The organism is Afipia sp. P52-10 (genome assembly GCF_000516555.1).
Lineage (GTDB): Bacteria > Pseudomonadota > Alphaproteobacteria > Rhizobiales > Xanthobacteraceae > P52-10.
This window is the reverse complement of record NZ_AZSJ01000007.1, coordinates 21,679-40,693: the sequence shown is the minus strand read 5'-3', so window position 1 is coordinate 40,693 and position 19,015 is coordinate 21,679. Positions and strand designations below refer to the sequence as shown.

Here is a 19,015-nt window from a genome sequence, read left to right as displayed (position 1 = left end):
CCACGGCAGACCAACTTTTAGGAGCCGAGATAACTTGCGGACACGCGTGGGTCGGCCGCAATCTCGCTCGCAGGACCACTGAGGACGAATTCACCGAGCTCCATGACGAACGCCCGGTCTGCGATGCGCAATGCCGCACGGGCGTTCTGCTCAACCAGCAGAATCGACACACCAGACTGCCGGAGTTCGGTTACGATCCGAAAGATATCGGCAGCAATGCGCGGTGCCAGACCAAGACTCGGCTCATCCAGCATCAGCAATCGGGGACGTCCCATCATAGCCCGCCCCATCGCCAGCATCTGCTGCTCTCCGCCGGACAATGTCCCTGCGAGTTGTTTGCGCCGTTCCTTCAGCCGAGGGAACAGCGCAAATACCATCTCCAGCGTACGCACGGCTTCGGTTGCGTTAATCCGAAATCCCCCGAGTTCGAGGTTGTCTCCCACCGTCATCGTACCGAACAGCTCGCGATGCTCCGGTACGAGACAAAGGCCTGCGGCTACGCGCTCTTCGATATCCAGCCGGGTAAGATCGCGAGATTCGAACGCCAGCTTTCCCTTCAACCGCTGGATACCGATGATCGCATTCAGCAGCGTGGTTTTGCCAGCACCATTTGCGCCGATAATTGTGACGATCTCATTTTTGCGCACATCGAGCGATACCGAGCGCACGGCTTCGACGTTGCCATAAGCGACCGATGCCTGCTCAACGGACAGCAATTCGTCGCTCATGCAGCCACACCGAGATAGGCCTCGATCACGGCGGGATCGTTTTTCACCGCTTCGGGGAGCCCTTCGGCGATCTTGGTTCCGAATTCGAGCACCACCACGCGATCCGCCAGCTCCATCACGAATCCCATATCGTGCTCAACCAGCAAGACACCGATCCCCTCCTTACGAAGCTGACGCAACAACGCCGAGAGGCTCTGCTTTTCCATATGCCGCAGCCCGGCTGCAGGCTCATCCAACAGCAGAAGCGCGGGATCGGCGCACAGAGCACGGGCGATCTCGACAATCCGCTGCTGCCCGAGCGGAAGACTGCCCGCCGGCTGATAGCATCGGTCGGTCAAACCGACCCGCTCGATCTGATGCATCGCTTGCGCGAGTAGCTTGTTTTCCTCGGCCCGATCAAGCCGCACGAGGCTGCGGAGCGCGCCAGCTCGTCCCCGCAAATGCGCGCCGAGAGCCACATTCTCCAGCACGGTCATATCGGGGATGAGCTTCACATGCTGAAACGTCCGAGCGACACCGAGCTGGACGATCTGCTGCGGACTGGCGCGATCGACACGGTGTCCCAGAGCGGAAATCTGTCCGCCGTCGCTCTTCAGCACACCGGTAATCAGATTGAACATGGTGCTCTTTCCAGCACCATTCGGGCCGATAAGCGCGACCAGTTCTCCTGCTTTGACATCGAACGAGACATCGTTGACGGCAATCACGCCGCCGAACTGCTTGCGCGCACCACGGACCTCCAGGAGGCGGTCTGTCTGATCGTTCGATCGCTGCCGTGCTGGAAGCTCTGTGTTGCCACCAACCGCCCTTCCTCGACCGGAGACATGGCTGGGCAGCAGAAGCAGAAGCTTTCCCCATAGGCCCCCCGGCGCGACCTGGAGCAACAACACAAGCAGCATTCCGAAAACAATCGTTTCGAGCTGAGCTTGAACATGAAAGACGGCCGGAAGCGTGCCCTGGAGAACCTCCTTCAGGATCGTTACGACCCCCGCGCCAAGCACGGCACCCCAGACATATCCGGCACCGCCGACAACGGCGATGAAGAGATATTCGATTCCCGCCGTGAGCCCGAACGGAGTAGGATTGATCGCGCGTTGGAAGTGAGCGTAGAGCCAGCCGGACAAGCCGGCCAGCACGGCCGCGTGGATGAAGACGAGCAACTTCATCCGTGCGGTCCTCACGCCAAATGCCTCCGCCGCCACATACCCTCGACGAAGGGCGCGGATCGCTCGGCCGGTGCGCGAGTCCAGGAGATTCATCGTCAAAAGAGCGGCGAGAATGACGGCAAACCAGATCAAAAAATAGATCGCGCGTGGCTCGACGAAATTCATTTGTCCGATTGCCAGCGACGGGATGCTCGAAATGCCATCGTGACGGCCAAGCATCTCCACCTTGCCGAAGATGTAATAGAGGCTGATGCCCCACGCGATGGTCCCGAGCGGCAGGTAATGGCCGGACAAACGCACGGTCACCAGCCCTAAAAGCACAGCCGCAGTGCCCGCAACGATCAGGGATGCCGGCAATGTAAGCCATGGGGAAAGGCCGTAGGATGTGGTCAGAACGGCAGTTGTATACGCGCCAAACCCGCAGAATGCGGCTTGTCCGAAAGAGGTCAATCCACCCACGCCCGTCAGCACAACGAGGCCGATAGCCACCAGCGCAGCAAGACCGATATTGTCCAGCAGCACGAGCCAGAAAGGCGGCACGCCGGGAACGAATGGAATTGCTGCCATCACACAAGCGAAGAGCAGAACGGGCCAGCGCTGTACCATCGCTAATCGTGCTCTTCTTCGACGGAAGGCGCGGCCAGCGACCGCAACAGCAACACCGGCAGAAGCAGCGTAAAGACGATCGCCTCCTTGTAGTTGCTCGCGTAAAATGACGAGAAGGCCTCCACGCAACCGACCAGAAGGGCCGCCGCCGCAGTCAAGGGATAGCTGATCAGCCCTCCGATGATGGCGGCAACGAATCCCTTCAAACCAATCAAGAAGCCCGTGTCGTAGTAGATCGTGGTGATCGGCACGATCAGGATGCCTGAGATTGCTCCAATGATGGCCGCCAGTAGAAAGGCCAACTGTCCCGACAATGATGTCCGGATGCCGGACAACCGAGCGCCGATGCGATTCACCGCAGTCGCACGCAATGCCTTGCCGTAGAGCGAATATCCAAAGAACAGCCAGAGAATAACGATCAAGCCAGCGGTCACGGCATAAACGGCAAGGCTCTGCCCCGTGACGGGTACAGGTCCCATCACCAGCGACGCATCAGACAAAGCCGGGCCGCGAAGTCCCTCGGCGCCGAAGAAAACCAGACCAAGGCCTAGCAAGGCAAAATGCGCGCCCACCGAGGCGATCAACAATGTGAGGACTGATGCCTCCGCCATCGGCTGGAATGCGATCCGATAAAGATAGGGGCCGATCGGCGCAACGATGATGAGTGAGAGGATGACATTGAGGAAGGGATCGATCTGCGAGCTTATCAACGTGCGCGCGATCAGCAGAATTGCGAGGGGGAGAAGAAGATAGAGGATTGCAGAACGCAGCACCGGCCCGAGCCGAAGCGATAGCCGCATACTCCACATATCGAAGACAAAGGCGGCAGCTCCCATCAAGGCCACCAGCCAAACGGTCCCGGGAAGTTTGCCGGTGGCTAGCGTTGCGTAAGTGAGAGCCCCAAAGGTTACAAATTCGCCCTGCGGAATGAGAATGACGCGGGTGACAGCAAAGGCCAGAACCAAGGCGAGCCCAAGCAACGCATAGACGGCGCCGTTCGTAACGCCGTCCTGAAGCAGAAAGAGAAAGATGGTGGTATCCAAGCGTCGTCCCCGATAGAGACCGGCCCACGCCAGGGCCAATCAGCCTCCGCGACCGCAACAGTTATCGCGAATAACAACTATCGGAACCAAGCTCAAGCGGCATGCCGGCCCTCAGCACCTTCATACGGCGGGCTGGGCGACGGCCTTTCGCAACTTCGCCGCTTCGAACGCGGCAAGCCGCTCGGCGAATTTTCCCCCGTTGTTGCCACCGCTGCTCACTACGGCGTGCGGCGGTATCGTCTCAAAAAAATGGCATGCAACGCGGTGCCCCGGACCAGCCGCCCTTAGCTGGGGCTCCTCTTGCTTGCATCGCGCCTGGGCGTAAGCGCAGCGAGTATGAAAACGACACCCGGGGGGCGGGTTGAGTGGGCTCGGAACATCGCCCGGCAACAGAATACGACCGCGTTCGCGCGTCGGATCCGGACGAGGGATCGCCGATAACAGGGCCTGGGTATAGGGATGTGAGGGCTTCGTGTAGAGTGTACGCTTGTCGGCAATCTCGACCAGCTTACCAAGATACATCACGGCGACACGATCGCTGATATGTTTCACCACAGCCAGATCGTGAGCAATGAACAGATAAGAAAGACCGAAGCGCTCCTGCAAATTCTGCAGAAGATTGACCACCTGCGCTTGGATGGAAACGTCCAATGCCGAAACGGGCTCGTCACAAACGATCAGGTCCGGGTTGACAGCAAGCGCCCTCGCAATACCGATACGTTGTCGCTGCCCTCCGGAGAACTGATGCGAATACCGGCTTGCATGCTCGGGAGCGAGGCCAACGACCTGCAGCAGTTCACGGACACGGTCATCTCGTTCTTTCCCTTCCGCAAGCCCGTGGACGGCCATCGGTTCAGCGAGAATTTCTCCGACCGTCATCCGTGGATTCAACGAGGCATAAGGATCCTGGAAGATGATTTGCATATGACGGCGCATTTGCCGCAAGGCGGTCTTGTCGAGCGCCGCGATGTCCTTGCCCTTGAATTCGATCGACCCGCTGGTTGGCTCAAGCAGCCTGAGCAGCAACCTTCCAGTGGTCGACTTTCCGCAGCCAGACTCACCTACGAGCGCCAGCGTTTCTCCGCGCTTTATCTCAAGACTGACGTCATCAACTGCTCGCACGAGTCCAATCGTCTTGGAGACAACCACCCCCCGCTTCACGCCGAAATGCTTGGTGAGATTGCGAGCGCGAAGAACGACTTCCCCCTGCCCGTTCATGCTCATGCTGCGGCTCCCGTCAACAGTTCAACCGGAGCCTTCCAGCAAGCGACCCGATGCGTGCTGGCAATCTCACGTAAGGGTGGCGGGTCAAAATGGCAGCGGTGATCCGCGAACGGACACCGCGGCGCAAAGCGGCATCCCGATGGTTGATTGTGAGCGCTTGGCACCACACCCTCGATTGTTGCCAGCCGGGAGCGCTCGACATCCATTCGAGCGATCGAACCGAGCAGACCGATCGTATAGGGATGCTGCGGATCAGAGAACAAATCGCGCACTGGACCGCTCTCGACGATCTTTCCCGCATACATGACGACGACCTCGTCGGCGATCTCAGCTATGACGCCGAGATCGTGCGTGATCATCAGGATTGCCATCCCCAATCGCTGCTGCAGATCGCGCAGCAGGTCGAGAATCTGCGCCTGGATGGTCACGTCAAGCGCCGTCGTCGGCTCGTCTGCGATCAACAGCGTCGGATCGCAAGCCAGCGCCATCGCAATCATGACTCGCTGCCGCATCCCTCCGGACATATGATGCGGATAGTCGTCGAAACGTGATGCAGCCGATGGGATGCGCACCAGATCCAGCATCTCGATTGCGCGCGCCCGGGCCGCCTGCGTCGAAAGATCCGTGTGAGCACGCAGCCCCTCAACGATCTGCTGACCAATCGTGTGCACCGGATTGAGTGAGGTCATCGGTTCTTGAAAGATCATCGAAAGCTTCTGTCCGCGGAGCAGCCGCCTCTCCTCCGTCGACATCTTCAATAAATCTCTGCCTTCGAAGATGATGCCGCCTCCATCGACGCTCCCGGTCTCGCTGACCAGTCCCATGATGGACAGAGAAGTCACGCTCTTGCCGCAGCCCGACTCTCCGACGAGGCCGACAGTCTGACCGCGGCCAACCTTGAAGCTAATCCCATCGACAGCTTTGAACAATCCGCGATCCGTTTCGAAATAGGTTCGCAGATCCCGGACTTCGAGCAACGTCTCAGACATCTTCACCTCGCCCGACTTTCAAGGACCAACGTCGAGAGCCTTGTAAATCATCGATGCGTAGATGTTGTGAGCCTTGAGGTTCTTCAGCCTCTTGTTGGCCACCATCACCACGCCTTCGTGCACGATCGGCACCCAAAGCGCATTCTCATGCACCTTCTTCATCACTTTCGAATAGTTGTCATACCGATCTTTCTCGGTAAGCGCCGCGCTGGCTGCATCCAGCCAGTCGTCGGTTTCCTTGTCCTTCCAGTTCATCCGATTGGGCGTCGGGATATTTCTCGAATGATAATAGATCAGCGCAGCGTCCCCTACGCTTGAGTAAGGGTATGCGATCGACCAAATGTCGTAGTCCTGCTGCGCGAGCTTCGAGAACACGATCGTCCCGTCCCACATCTGGATCTGCAGATCGACGCCGATCTTCCGCCAGGCGCCCTGTACGGCCTCCGCTACCTTCGGCGATCGTCCACCCGCGAACCCATAAAGTTGAAGCGTCAGCTTCTTGCCATCCTTATAGCGGAAGTTGTCAGGCCCCAGCTTCCAACCCGCTTCGTCCAGCAACTTGGCAGCTTGTTCTGGATCATACTTGCCGAGGTGCGTTGGCGTGTCCGGATTGAAATCCGGTGTCTTCGGATGAACATACGTGGAGGCCGGCTCCGCATTGCCGAAATAGATCGAGTCCGCGATCGGCTTGCGTTGGATAGCAAGGCTCAGCGCCGTTCGGACCCGCACGTCGGAAACATTCTCCCGCGTGGTCTTGAAGCCAAGATAGAACGTCCTCGTTTCCCGCGTCGGATGCAGGATTTGCAGGGTCGGCATCTTTGCGATCTGCGGCAGATACTGATCCGCCATTGTCGTCGTCAGATCGACCTGGCCGCTGGCCATGGCAGCCAGGCGCGCGGCCTCCTCCGGCACGATCTTGAAGACGATCTTCTCGAATTTCGCCGGCCCCTTGTTTGCATAGAACGGCGGCCCCCACTTGTATTCGGGACGCCGCGTCACGACCGCCTGATTGCGAGGCTCCCACGATGTGAAGCAGAACGGGCCGGTGCCATCGATGCCCTTCACCCCAAAGTCGCGCCCGAGCTCCCTGACATTGTCTTCGTTGAGAATCGTCGCTTGGAACATCGCCAGGTTCGGCAACAGCTCGCTGAACGGCTCCTCCAATTCATATTCGACGGTGGTAGGATCGGGCGCGCGAACATCCTTCACTTTTCCCATGCGCCAGTAGAATGGCGATTTTGTCTCCTTGTCGACCACACGTTTGACCGAGAAGACAACATCGTTCGCCGTGAACTTCTTGCCGCTGCAGAAGGTGACGTCATCGCGAAGCTTGAACGTATACAACTTGCCGTCTTCGCTGATCGTCCAGGACTTCGCCAACAGCGGCTGGATTGTCTTCAGGTCGTAGTCGAGCGAGACCAGCGTATCGCCAACCAAATAGATCAGCATGGGCGGGCCAGTGGTGCGTGCTGGATCCATATGGGCGGATTCGACAGCATTCATAACCGTCAAGGTTTGAGCTTGCGCGAATGAGGTTATGCAGGCGGCCGCAGCCAATCCCAGCAGAGCGTTCCTCATCAAATCCCCTCCCTGTCGCGCCATTGCGCGCTACTGATGCTTTTGGTTCCGGGTAGCTTGTCCTTCGATGTTCCTCTCCGCAGCCTCGGTCTCACTGCGACGTTATTGTGTAGTTTTATTGTTGTAGCCTTGGATCGAGCACGTCACGGAAAGCATCGCCAAGGATATTGGCCGCAAGAACGATCAGGAAGATCATCAGGCTTGGAATGATCGCGATGTGCTCTGAAATGAAGAGGAAGTCGCGCCCCTGCGACGCCATCATGCCGAGCTCAGCGGTCGGCGGTTGCGCCCCCAATCCCAGAAAGCTGAGTGCAGAACCGATCAGAATGATCTGACCAAAACGCAGCGTCAGAAAAACGAAAATCGTTGAAATGCAGTTCAGAGCCAGGTAGCGCCAAATTAATGTGGCATCGGACACTCCGACGGCCCGCCCCGCCTCCATGTACTCCTGCCCCATCACCCCGACTGCCGCACCGCGCGCCACGCGCGCTACGTCCGGTACGGTCGCGACGACGACCGCAACGATGACCGCCATCAGGCCCGCGCCGAAAATCGCCGCCACCGCAAGCCCAAGGAGGATCGCCGGAAAGGCCAGCATTACGTCGACGATCCGCATGATCCAACCATCCAAGCGCCGGAAATATGCAGCGAGGATGCCCAGAAAACCGCCAATGACGCCGCCGAAAATGACCCCGATGAGTCCAATCGCAAGGGTATTGCGCGTCCCATAGATCACCCGACTCAGCACATCACGGCCTGCCGTATCTGTGCCGAACCAATGCTCGGCATTCGGCGCCTGCATCGCCTTGGAAAGATCGGTAAAATACGGGTCATAAGGTGCGACGATCGGCGCGAAGACGGCAGCAAGAACGACCAACGCAAGAAAGATCGCTGCGACCGCTGCTGCTTTGTCACGCGTCAACCGGCGCACGATGCTAGGGCGGCTCGGCAGCACCGATTGCGGCTCAGACTGCACCTTGGCGCTGGTCCCGGTATCGACAGTCAGGGGAGCTTGCACATTCATTGCCGTGCCACCCGTGGATCGAGATAAACGTAGAGAACGTCGACAAGCAGATTGATCATGAGGAACGCCAGCGCAAGGATCATGATCGCACCTTGCGCCGTTGGAAAATCGCTGGAGATGATCGCACCGACGGCGAGCCGTCCCACACCAGGCCATGAAAACATCGTTTCCGTGACCACCGCGCCTCCAAGCAGGAAGGCGGCCTGCAACCCGATCAGAGTAACAACGGGAATAAGTGCATTCCTCAGAGCGTGATGAACGATGACGATGCGCTCAGGCAAACCTTTCGCCCGCGCAGTGCGAACGAAATCGGCCCCCAGCACTTCCAGCACCGACGTCCGCGTGAGACGCGCGATCGGTCCGATCAGGACGCTCCCGAGCGTCAAAGCAGGTAGGATAAGGTTCGGCAGCCCGCCAGCCCAAACCGGTCCAGCGCGGCCCAGAAACGGCAGGAGAGCCCACTTGAATCCGACGTATTGGATCAGGATCAGACCAATGAAGAACACGGGCATCGACACACCCGCCACCGCTACGGCCATGATCGAACGGTCGATGAGTGTTCCACGCTTAACCGCGGCGATTGTTCCAAGCGCCATTCCGATCGGAATCGCGAATAGCATCGCCGCGACCATAAGTTCGAGCGTCGGTCCCATCGTTATGGCGATCTCTTCGATCACCATCTTGTTCGAGATGATCGAGCGGCCAAGGTCTCCGTGCAGAACCCGCCAGATATAGTCTGCGAACTGAATGATGATCGGACGGTCCAATCCGAGATCGGCTCTGATCGCGGCGATCGTCTCCGCCCTTGCGTCCGGCCCAGCAATAATCGCCGCCGGATCTGCTGGTACAACCTGCATCAGGCAGAAGCACAGAAACAAAACGCCCAACAAGGCTGGGAAGGAAATAATCAGCCGATGAACGATTTGACGTCCCATATCAAATCCGCTGGATCGGACTCAGAGCGCGCGCGACAGGACTCGTTCTTATTTCGTGATGTGGCTTAGATCTCTACGACGTCGCGAACGTCACTCCTCCCTCAAATCGCTTTGGCTGATCCACGCCATGCGATCTTCATTGTTTGGAAACGTTACAGCTTTCGAACACGGTGTCAAACCATCTGCAGCCACAACACGCTGCGTCATTATGCGCCTATGGAGATCGTTCGTCCTCGCGCCGTAGGAGCACGACCGAGATGCCTTCAGTTTCGTTGATGCGAAGCGCGACGAGAATTTTGCGTCGCATCATCGACGCTCCTCTCGCTGCGTGGGAGCCCGCTCTCGGCACAACCGTTCGCCAGACGAACGGCTGCGAGACCTCTGGCAGTAATCTGCTGATGCAAATCTTGACTTTACCCGCACCGGCTGGGGCTCTAACCGGACGCCATGATGCTTCCCCGTTCCCCGCGTGCCGTTGTCTTCGACATGGACGGCCTAATTTTTGATACTGAAACGATCTATCGCGAGGCGATGATCGCGACCGCCTCACGGCTGGGCTTCGAAATGTCGGATACGCTGTTTCTCGCGATGGTGGGACTGCCCGCCGATGCGAGCCGCCGCCTCCTTCTCGATCACTACGGCCAGGGGTTCAGTGTCGAAACGTTTTGGGCGGAAGCTGCGCAGGATTTTCACCGGTTGACCGAGAACAGGGTCTACCTGAAAGCCGGTGTCACCGAGCTGCTGCAAGCCCTGGAAAGCAGCGGATTGCCTTGCGCGATTGCGACATCATCCAGCCACGCATCCGTTCAGCGTCATCTGGCGGCCCACGAGATCGCCCATCGCTTCCATTTTATCGTGGCGCATGGCGACTACCAACAAGGCAAGCCCAACCCGGACCCATTCTTACGGGCCGCGCAGATGCTCGGCACCGCTCCAGAGTATTGCCTCGCGCTGGAGGACTCGTCCAACGGCGTCCGTGCGGCCTCGGCAGCCGGCATGATGACAGTCATGGTTCCCGATCTGATTCAGCCGACCGACGACATCCGCAGCATGTGCATTCGCGTCGCCTGCGATCTGCACGAGGTCCGTGAGCTGCTGCTTACGACAGCAGCCCGCATATCATCCGCCGAGTAGCGCCTATTATTCAGCCGCTTGCTTCGTCGCTGGTCTGACGAGAACTCCCGCGGACACCAAACCCTCCAACTCGCCGCTGGAAATACCGAGTTCGGACAGAACCTCGAACGTATCTGCATTGAGGCCTGGCGCAGCTTTGTATTCCGTCGTCTCGTCAGGGAAGCGGAACGATCGCCCCGGCACGGTCACCAGCTTCGGGTTGTTCGGCAGCTGGACCTTGGTCAGCACGCGCGAGTTTGGCTTGTTGTTTTCCTCCTCGAATACCCGTTCGATGCTTCGGATAACGCCACTCGGAATGCCGAGCTTCTGGAAAATGACAACGGCCTCCTCTGCCGTCCGTTGCGCAGCCCAGTCCTCCACCGTTTTGTCGATGACCTTGCGCAATTCGGGATCGTCGATGTAACCGGGCCGGCGGCCGATCTTCGGATCGGTCCACTCCGGATGCCCCATCAGGTTGCACAGATCCTTCCACATCTTTGGCGTCGCGGGGGCGACGACGAAGTAGGCATCCTTGGCCTTAAAAGACCCGCCGAACCGATCCTTCGGGCGCTGTCCATAACGCATCGGAATTTCGCCGTTCACATCATAGTCGGGCACAACCGTATTTAGCATCGAGGACAAGACTTCGAGCATTCCGACCTCGATGAACTGCCCCTTTCCGGTCCTCGTCCGCTCGAACAGGGCGCACAAAGCGGCGTTTGCCGCGTGGGCCGCTGTGGAATGATCCGCGACCAGAACCTGGCTGTTCAGTGGCGGGCCATCCTCATGGCCATTCAGATGCGCAAGGCCGCTGTTGGCCTGAATGATGCCGTCAAAGGCAACGTACTTGCGCTTGTCGCTCCAACTTCCATAACCGGTAATATGCACCAAAATGGCTCGCGGGTTGATCTGCTGAAGCCTTTCGAAGCCAAAACCGAGCTTGTCAGGTACGCTACCCGCGTAGTTGGTGATAACCACATCAGCCCACTTCAGCAGCGGATCGAGCGCCTTCTTCGCGTCCGCATGCCCAAGGTCGAGCGCGACCGCCCGCTTGCCGCGATTGTGGCAGGCAAAGAAAAGACTGTTGTTGAACTGGTCCACCGCGACGGCATTGCGTGAATGCTCGCCGGTCAGCGGCTCCACCTTGATAACGTCGGCGCCGTGGTCGCACAGGATCATGGCGGCATGCGGACCGGCAATGAAATGGGCGATCTCCAGCACATGCACCCCATCCAATGGACCCTTTGTTTTTTGAGAGATTGTCATTGATCCTTGGTCCTATCCCTGGACGCAGCGCGTGACTTGCTGCATGGACGACACCACGTCGTTCTTGTGCCACCATTCTTACGGGAAGCAGCGATTGAGCCGCAAGTCCGCCCCAGTTCCAGCAACCGTGCAGGAACCGGCACCGCGACGGAGCCCTCCCGAGCGTGCAGCGCAGCAGCCTGCGCTTAAGCATAGGCTGCATTCGCGGAAACTGCGCGGGAGGTGTGGACTTTCCATCTCCCCGGCGGCAATCTGCGCTCATAAACAAACGCCTTAGGCGTATTGGTAACACCTGGAAACGGCAGGGGAATTAGAATGCTAAAGACACGCTTTACGGAGTTGCTCGGGATCGAGCACCCGATTGTGCAGGGCGGCATGCAATGGGTTGGGCGCGCCGAGCTCGCGGCAGCGGTGTCCGAGGCAGGCGGTCTCGGCATCATTACCGCGCTCACTCAGCCAACCCCCGATGATCTGCGCAAGGAGATCGCCCGCGCGCGGACGCTGACCAAGAAGCCGATCGCGGTGAACCTGACGATCCTTCCGACCATCAAGCCCCCGCCTTACGCTGAATACCGGCAGGCCATCATCGACAGCGGCATCAAGATTGTCGAAACGGCTGGCAATAAGCCGCAGGAGCATGTCGACGAATTCAAGAAGCATGGCATCAAGGTCATCCATAAATGTACCAGCGTACGGCACGCACTGTCTGCCGAGCGCATGGGCGTGGACGCGATTTCGATCGATGGCTTTGAATGCGCCGGGCACCCTGGCGAGGATGACGTTCCCGGCTTGATCCTGATCCCGGCGGCCGCGGACAAGGTCAAGATTCCGATGATCGCGTCGGGTGGGTTCGGTGATGGCCGGGGTCTTGCTGCAGCGCTGACGCTCGGTGCCGAGGGCATCAACATGGGCACGCGCTTCATGGCGACCAAGGAAAGCCCGATCCATCAGCTCGTGAAGGAGCAGATCGTCGCCAATGACGAACGTGCCACGGAACTGATCTTCCGTACCATGCGTAACACCTCTCGCGTGGCAAAGAATCCGATCAGCACCCAAGTGGTTGCGATGGAAAAGGAAGGCGCCAAGTTCGAAGACGTTCGCGATCTGGTCGCAGGCGCTCGGGGCAAGCAGGTCTATGCGACCGGCGATTGGAAGGACGGCATCTGGACGGCAGGTCAGATCCAAGGCCTGATCCATGACATTCCGACATGCGCCGAACTGATTACCCGCATTGTCAGGGATGCCGAAGAGATCATCCGCGGTCGTCTTGAGAGCATGATCGTCGGCGGTAAGCGTCAGGGAGCAGCCGCCTAAGCAGGCCGAGGGTGTGCTGATTAAGACAAGAGCGCAGATCATTCCCGTGATCTGCGCTCTTTGACTATACGACGGCGGGTCATAACATCGGGAGGCGAGCCATGGACCTTCATCTGCGCGGCAAGCGCGTGCTGATCACCGGCGCCTCGAAAGGGATTGGTGCCGCAGCGGCGGAAGCGTTTGCCGAGGAAGGCTGCCACCTGCATCTGGCAGCACGCAACGGCGCAATGTTGGACCAGCTTGCGGAAGCGCTCCGCACGTCCCATGGTGTCGAGGTCGTCTGTCATGTGACGGACCTCAGACGATCCGAAGATCTCGCCGAGCTGGCTGAGAACGCCTCGCCGATCGATATTCTCGTCAACAATGCCGGCGATATTCCGCAAGGAACTCTCGAGACTGTCGATGAGGCAAAATGGCGCCATGCTTGGGAGCTGAAGGTCTTCGGCTATATCAATCTGACGCGGCTCGTCTATGCGCGCATGAAGGCGCAGGGGCACGGCGTCATCATCAACGATTTGGGCGCCGCTGGCGAACGCCTCAACGCCGGTTACATTGCTGGCAGCACCGGCAATGCAGCCCTGATGGCATTCACGAGAACACTCGGTGGAAGCAGCTTGAAAGACAACATCCGCGTCATCGGTATCAATCCCGGACCGGTCGAGACCGACCGGATGGTTCATCGTTTGCGGGAGGTTGCGAAACGCCAGTTCGGCGACGAAAGCCGCTACCGTGAACTGGTCAAGGGCTATCCTCTCGGCCGGGCTGCAAAGCCCCGCGAGATCGCGGATATGATGGCCTTTCTTGCATCCGATCGCTCAGGCTACACCACCGGTGTCATCGTGACGATCGACGGCGGCCTAACGGCCGGCGGCTGGACGATGTGACGTCACCCGCGCCTTCCAAGATGCAGGAACATCCCATGAAAGCTTACGTGCTCGGAGAAAATGGTCCCGTTATTGCTGACGTGCCTCAGCCGCAGGCAACCGGCACCCAGGTTCTCGTCCGTATCCGCGCCGCCTGTCTCAACCGCGCAGATCTCGGCATGGCAAAGGGACGAGCCCACGGTACGCGCGGCGGAACAGGCTCGATCCTCGGTGGCGAAGGCGCTGGCGAGGTCGTAGCGATCGGTCCTGGCGTAAAAGGCGTCAAGGTGGGGGACCGTGTGATGGGCTCGATTAATGGCGCCTTTGCCGAATTCGGCCTGATGGATCACGGACGAGTCTTCGCGATTCCCGCTAACAACATGAGTTACGAACAAGCGGCAACTCTACCGGTTGCACTCAATACCATGCACAATGCCGTCGTGACCGCGGGTGCGCTGAAGTCAGGCCAGACCGTTCTTATTCAGGGCGCAAGTTCCGGTGTCGGTCTCATGGCCATGCAGATTGCAAAGCTGAAGGGTGCAAGCCTCGTCATCGGCACCTCGACGGATTCGGGACGGCGCGCCCGCTTGAACGATTATGGCGCCGATCTTGCTATCAACACACTCGATTCCAATTGGGTGGATCAGGTACTGGAAGCAACAAACGGAGATGGTGTTGATATGATTGTCGACCAGGTTTCTGGTGTCGTCGCCAACGGAAATCTGCGCGCGACCAAGATCGAGGGCCGCATCGTCAATGTTGGCAGGCTGGGCGGCATGATCGGAGAGTTCGATTTCGATCTGCACGCACTGCGGCGGATCAATTACATCGGCGTGACATTCCGCACCCGCACGATCGATGAGATCCGCGCTATTACTGCCGCGGTTAAGGACGATATCTGGGATTCGGTGGTGTCCGGAAAGCTCGCGCTGCCGATCGATAAAGTGTTTTCGTTGGATCAGGCCGACGATGCCTACGCACATATGGAAGAGAACAGGCACTTCGGAAAAATTGTTCTTCGTACGTGATGTCACTCTGGTCGGGCGAGCGCATCTCAGCGCGACCCCGTGCGGGCTTGCTGGCGCGACTTTGCGAACCATATGCATTTTCATTTGCAAGGGCCATTAATTTGGCCCTGCTGCGAATTGACCCCGCTGTTCTCGCTGCCTAAACGGTACCGCTCAGACGAGGCGGACGATGGCAAGCACCAAGCAACGCGTAGCGACGATTTCCATTGCGGCCAGCGCCGGCATGGCCACCCTTAAATTCGTGGTGGGGATCGCGATCGGAAGTCTCGGACTGATCTCGGACGCGCTCCATAGTCTAGTCGACTTCTTCGCGACCATTATCACTTGGGTCGTCGTCCGTTTCTCGGATCGTCCAGCTGACACTGAGCATCACTATGGCCATGGCAAAATCGAAAGCCTGTCCGCGCTCGGTATCATCGCCCTGCTCTACATTCTTGCCGGCGGCATTGTCGTCGAGGCTGTGAGCCGTCTGCGCGAGGGCACAGCCCCGAGCTCTATTTCCGCCATTCCATTCGTCGTCCTGCTGATCGATATGGCGGTCAACTTCTGGCGCGCGCGGGCGCTACACAGGACCGCAAAAGAAACCAAGAGCCAGGCATTGGCGGCCGATGCCCTGCACTTTGCATCCGACGTCTATGGGTCGATCGCGGTCATCATCGGCTTGGCCCTTAGTGCCTGGGGATACAAATGGGGTGACGCAGCAGCTGCTATCGGCATCGCGATTCTCATTTCGTTTCTGGGGTTGCGGCTTGGACGCGACACGATCGAGACTCTGACAGATCGAGCCCCAGAGGGAGCCGCCGATAAAGCCGAGGCTGCCCTGCGCTCGATTCCAGGGATCATCGACGTCGAGCGTCTACGCGTGCGGATGGTTGGTCCCACATATTTTGTCGACGCCAGTGTCAAAGTACCAAGGACCCTTCCGATTGATCGATTGAACGAGCTGAAATGGCAGGCACAAGCGACGATCGATCAGGTGCTGCCTCAGGCAGATCTGACCTTCACGGCAATCCCTGTCGCACGCGACAATGAGAGCATCCGCGACAGAATCATGGTCATTGCCCGCAATGCCGGTCTAGCCATTCATCACGTCACGGTACACGATCTGGGAGATAAACTGACGGTCGGCATTGATCTTGAGGTGGACCGCGATATGCCTCTCAGTCGCGCCCATGATATCACCCAGGCGCTCGAATCCGCCATCCGCTCCGACTTTGGCTCCGATGTCGAGGTGGACACACACATCGAACCGCTGGAGCCAGAACTTCCGCTCGGTGTGGAAGCCACTTCAGAACGTGTCGAATTGATCCGAAATGCACTGGTATCGCTTGCTGAGGCCGACGGTAAGCTCCACGACGTACACAACGTGCGGGTTCGCGACAGTGACGCTGGCGAATTCGTTAACTTTCACTGCCGATGCGATCCCGGCATGACCGTCAGCGACGTCCATCAGCGGATCGATGAGATCGAGCGGCAGTTACGGCGTCAATTCTCAACGGTCAAACGCGTCATCAGCCATGCGGAGCCAGCTGACGATCCGTAAGAGCTTCCCTCGCTCGAGCCGGATTCGTACCCAAGCCGTCAACGCAATCGTGCCGAGGTTCTCGTTTCGGACTCATGTTTGCGGCGAGCAGCCGTCGCAAAACACCTTGGGACAAATTTATTTCGCCTTAACGATTCGTTGACTCTCGACAAATCGGCCGCCGTCGATTCAAATCACATTGATTCGAAAGCAGCTCCTGCAGCTTTCGATGTGGATGTGGGGAAGCATCCTGAGGGGGAATTTCGCATGGCGCGAGCGCGTGCAGTTGAGGCATGCGTCCAATCCGATTCGATCAAGGGATTGGCACAATCGATCGCAAAGCCGGCCTATCATCGGCTTGTTCTCGCCGAGCCGATGCTCCGCCGAGCGGTCCCCACCCTAATCGTCGCCTTCCTGCTCACGATCTTCGTCGGCGCCGCCGTTCAGGTGATCGACCAGAGCAGACAGCAATACAACTCTACGCGCAAAGAAATAGCCGCACTCGCCGATATTTTGGCTGACCGCCTCGATCGCCAGACGTCTACGCGTCAAGACCGTGCCGCCACCGCCGAACATTATCAGACCCTGTTGCCGGGCCTGATTCCCTCCTGGGGTATAGCGGCTGGCCGGCACGTCTTCATTCTCGACGACGTCGGCCATGTGCTCGCCAGAACACCAGACAGCAACGCTCTAACGGATGTGGATCAAGTTGCCGACCTCCTCGGCGCTGCGGAATCGACCCTTACAGCAGGCTCGCGCGCCGGCACGACCGAGGTCCGTCTGACGAACGGGACAACGATGCTCGCCTCGTTGAGAAGCATCCGCCCCTCATCCGCACAACTGATTGTTGTTCAGGAACAGACTGAAGGTCCGATACCATCCCACGCAGCCCTATCAATCACATTGTCGGCGACGACCGGCTTCGTCGTGCTTATTCTCGGCTTCGCCTTCCACTGGCAATCGACGCGCGCCCGCGAAGGCGATTTGATCAATGACGCAGTACGGGGTCGTATTGATACCGCCCTAAACCGCGGACGCTGTGGGCTGTGGGATTGGGATCTGTCGCGCGGCAGAATATTCTGGTCCCAATCGATGTTCACGATGCTAGGTCTCGAAACTCGAAGCGATCTTCTGACCTTCGGCGAAGTCAACGCGCTGGTTCGATCAGATGATATCGACCTCTTCACGTTCGCCGATCAGCTCATTTCTGGACAAGCAACGCATTTTGACGAAACCTTCCGTATGCGCCATGTCCAAGGCCATTGGATATGGCTTCGTGTTCGCTGCGAGCTTGTCCGCTCCGCGGGAGAACGGGGCCCTCATCTAATCGGCATCGCTCTCGATATTACTGAGCAGAAAAATCTCGCGGAAAGAACCGTCGAAGCTGACCTGCGTTTGCGCGATGCAATCGAGACGATCCCGGAGGCATTCGTACTGTGGGATGCGAACAACCGCCTCGTGCTCTGCAACTCGTACTTCCAGCGGTTGCACAGGCTTCCAGACTCTGCTGTCGCTCCAGGCACTTCGTATGAGACCGTCGTCGAAGTCGGCAGTATGCCGCAAATCCGCGAACGGATCGGCGATGCTTCCGCCCAGCCTCATGGTGCACGCACCTTCGAGGCGCAACTCGACAACGGAACCTGGTTGCATATCAGCGAGCGTCGCACCAAAGACGGCGGCTATGTCTCGGTCGGCACCGATATCACCAAGATCAAAGCTCACGAGCAACGGCTTCTGGATAACGATGCCCTACTTCGAGCGAACGTGAAGGAATTGCAGCAATCGAAAGTTGCCTTGGAGCGGCAAGCGACAGAGCTTGCGGACCTCGCGCAAAAGTATGCTCTGGAAAAGAACCGCGCGGAGGAAGCGAACAACAGTAAGTCGAAGTTCTTGGCTAACATGAGCCATGAGCTCCGCACACCCCTGAATGCCATCATCGGCTTCTCAGAAATCATGGGTAGCGGGCTGTTTGGTCAGCTTGGATCGGAAAAGTACCAGGAGTATTGCCGCGATATTCTCACCAGCGGCCAGTATCTGCTCGACGTGATCAACGATATTCTCGATATGTCGAAAATCGAGGCAGGGCGGGTTAAACTCGACCTTGAGCCGCTTGACCTGGCTCGAACGGTCAATGAATCGCTACGTTTTGTTTCACGCCGCGCCGAAGATAAGCACCTTTCGCTGCGTTCGGAGGTGGAAACTGATATGCATATCGTCGCCGACCGGCGCGCGATGAAGCAGATCGCTCTAAACCTGCTTTCCAATGCCGTGAAGTTCACACCGGACGGCGGAAAAATCACCGTACGAACACGCCAACTCGAGAAATCGGTCATGTTGCTCATTGCCGATACCGGCATTGGTATTGCACCACATTCGCTTACCAAACTCGGTCGTCCGTTCGAGCAAGTCGAAAGCCAGCTATCGAAGACGTACCATGGAACCGGCCTCGGCCTCGCTATCGCCAAATCGCTTGCGCAACTCCACGGCGGATCGATGAGGCTGCGCTCAAAGCTCGGGGTCGGCACAGTCGTTATGGTCGTCTTGCCGCGCGATAGCTACCGCTTTGATCTGCCGCTGCACGCTGTCGCAGCCTAACGCAGGTTGCTCGCTTAGCTG

General features: G+C 58.5%; 15 protein-coding genes. 6 read left to right on the top strand and 9 right to left on the bottom strand.

Annotated elements, in window-relative coordinates:
• Window positions 1-17: 17 nt before the first annotated feature.
• The 8 genes from X566_RS17465 to X566_RS17430 all read right to left on the bottom strand — a co-directional run bounded on the left by X566_RS17465 (window position 18) and on the right by X566_RS17430 (window position 9,293).
• Window positions 18-728, bottom strand: coding sequence for an ABC transporter ATP-binding protein (locus X566_RS17465; RefSeq protein WP_034469954.1), 711 nt, complete (start codon window positions 726-728; stop codon window positions 18-20).
• Entirely contained in the window at window positions 725-2,500 is a 1,776-nt protein-coding gene (locus X566_RS17460; protein ID WP_051444310.1) for an ABC transporter permease subunit, read from the bottom strand. Before X566_RS17460 ends, X566_RS17465 begins: the two co-directional genes overlap by 4 nt.
• Window positions 2,501-2,502: 2 nt before the next feature.
• Entirely contained in the window at window positions 2,503-3,543 is a 1,041-nt protein-coding gene (locus tag X566_RS17455; RefSeq protein ID WP_034469952.1) for a branched-chain amino acid ABC transporter permease, read from the bottom strand.
• 120 nt (window positions 3,544-3,663) lie between these two features.
• Complete coding sequence (locus X566_RS17450) at window positions 3,664-4,767, bottom strand: ABC transporter ATP-binding protein (RefSeq protein WP_034469951.1); 1,104 nt, start codon at window positions 4,765-4,767, stop codon at window positions 3,664-3,666.
• On the bottom strand, window positions 4,764-5,756 hold the full coding sequence (locus X566_RS17445; RefSeq protein ID WP_034472253.1) for an ABC transporter ATP-binding protein: 993 nt from the start codon (window positions 5,754-5,756) through the stop codon (window positions 4,764-4,766). Before X566_RS17445 ends, X566_RS17450 begins: the two co-directional genes overlap by 4 nt.
• Before the next feature lie 18 nt (window positions 5,757-5,774).
• Window positions 5,775-7,205, bottom strand: a complete 1,431-nt coding sequence (locus X566_RS17440; protein WP_051444308.1) for an ABC transporter substrate-binding protein — start codon at window positions 7,203-7,205, stop codon at window positions 5,775-5,777.
• A 244-nt stretch (window positions 7,206-7,449) separates the two neighbouring features.
• A complete protein-coding gene (locus X566_RS17435; RefSeq protein ID WP_081740307.1) occupies window positions 7,450-8,358 on the bottom strand; it encodes an ABC transporter permease in 909 nt (302 codons plus the stop codon).
• Window positions 8,355-9,293 carry an ABC transporter permease gene (locus X566_RS17430; protein ID WP_034469948.1) on the bottom strand — a complete coding sequence of 313 codons (939 nt, stop codon included), beginning with the start codon at window positions 9,291-9,293 and terminating at the stop codon, window positions 8,355-8,357. The genes X566_RS17435 and X566_RS17430 overlap by 4 nt, the downstream gene beginning before the upstream one ends.
• A 447-nt stretch (window positions 9,294-9,740) precedes the next feature.
• On the opposite strand from X566_RS17430, the gene X566_RS17425 reads away from it, so the two are divergent.
• Entirely contained in the window at window positions 9,741-10,427 is a 687-nt protein-coding gene (locus tag X566_RS17425) for an HAD family phosphatase (RefSeq protein ID WP_034469947.1), read from the top strand.
• A gap of 6 nt (window positions 10,428-10,433) precedes the next feature.
• Here the strand turns inward: X566_RS17425 and X566_RS17420 are convergent, their stop codons facing one another.
• Complete coding sequence (locus X566_RS17420; protein ID WP_081740306.1) at window positions 10,434-11,672, bottom strand: CaiB/BaiF CoA-transferase family protein; 1,239 nt, start codon at window positions 11,670-11,672, stop codon at window positions 10,434-10,436.
• Between the two features lie 315 nt (window positions 11,673-11,987).
• Here X566_RS17420 and X566_RS17415 point away from each other — a divergent pair, with 315 nt between their 5' ends.
• The 5 genes from X566_RS17415 (at window position 11,988) to X566_RS17395 (ending at window position 18,994) form a co-directional block, all read left to right on the top strand.
• Entirely contained in the window at window positions 11,988-12,986 is a 999-nt protein-coding gene (locus tag X566_RS17415) for a nitronate monooxygenase family protein (protein ID WP_034469945.1), read from the top strand.
• 101 nt (window positions 12,987-13,087) lie between these two features.
• Complete coding sequence (locus X566_RS17410; protein WP_034469943.1) at window positions 13,088-13,870, top strand: SDR family oxidoreductase; 783 nt, start codon at window positions 13,088-13,090, stop codon at window positions 13,868-13,870.
• 35 nt (window positions 13,871-13,905) lie between these two features.
• Complete coding sequence (locus tag X566_RS17405; RefSeq protein WP_034472248.1) at window positions 13,906-14,877, top strand: zinc-binding dehydrogenase; 972 nt, start codon at window positions 13,906-13,908, stop codon at window positions 14,875-14,877.
• 169 nt (window positions 14,878-15,046) lie between these two features.
• The gene (locus X566_RS17400; protein WP_034469941.1) at window positions 15,047-16,420 is read left to right on the top strand and encodes a cation-efflux pump; all 1,374 of its coding nucleotides are present in this window, start codon (window positions 15,047-15,049) and stop codon (window positions 16,418-16,420) included.
• Window positions 16,421-16,666: 246 nt separating this feature from the next.
• The gene (locus X566_RS17395; RefSeq protein WP_034469939.1) at window positions 16,667-18,994 is read left to right on the top strand and encodes an ATP-binding protein; all 2,328 of its coding nucleotides are present in this window, start codon (window positions 16,667-16,669) and stop codon (window positions 18,992-18,994) included.
• Window positions 18,995-19,015 lie beyond the last annotated feature (21 nt).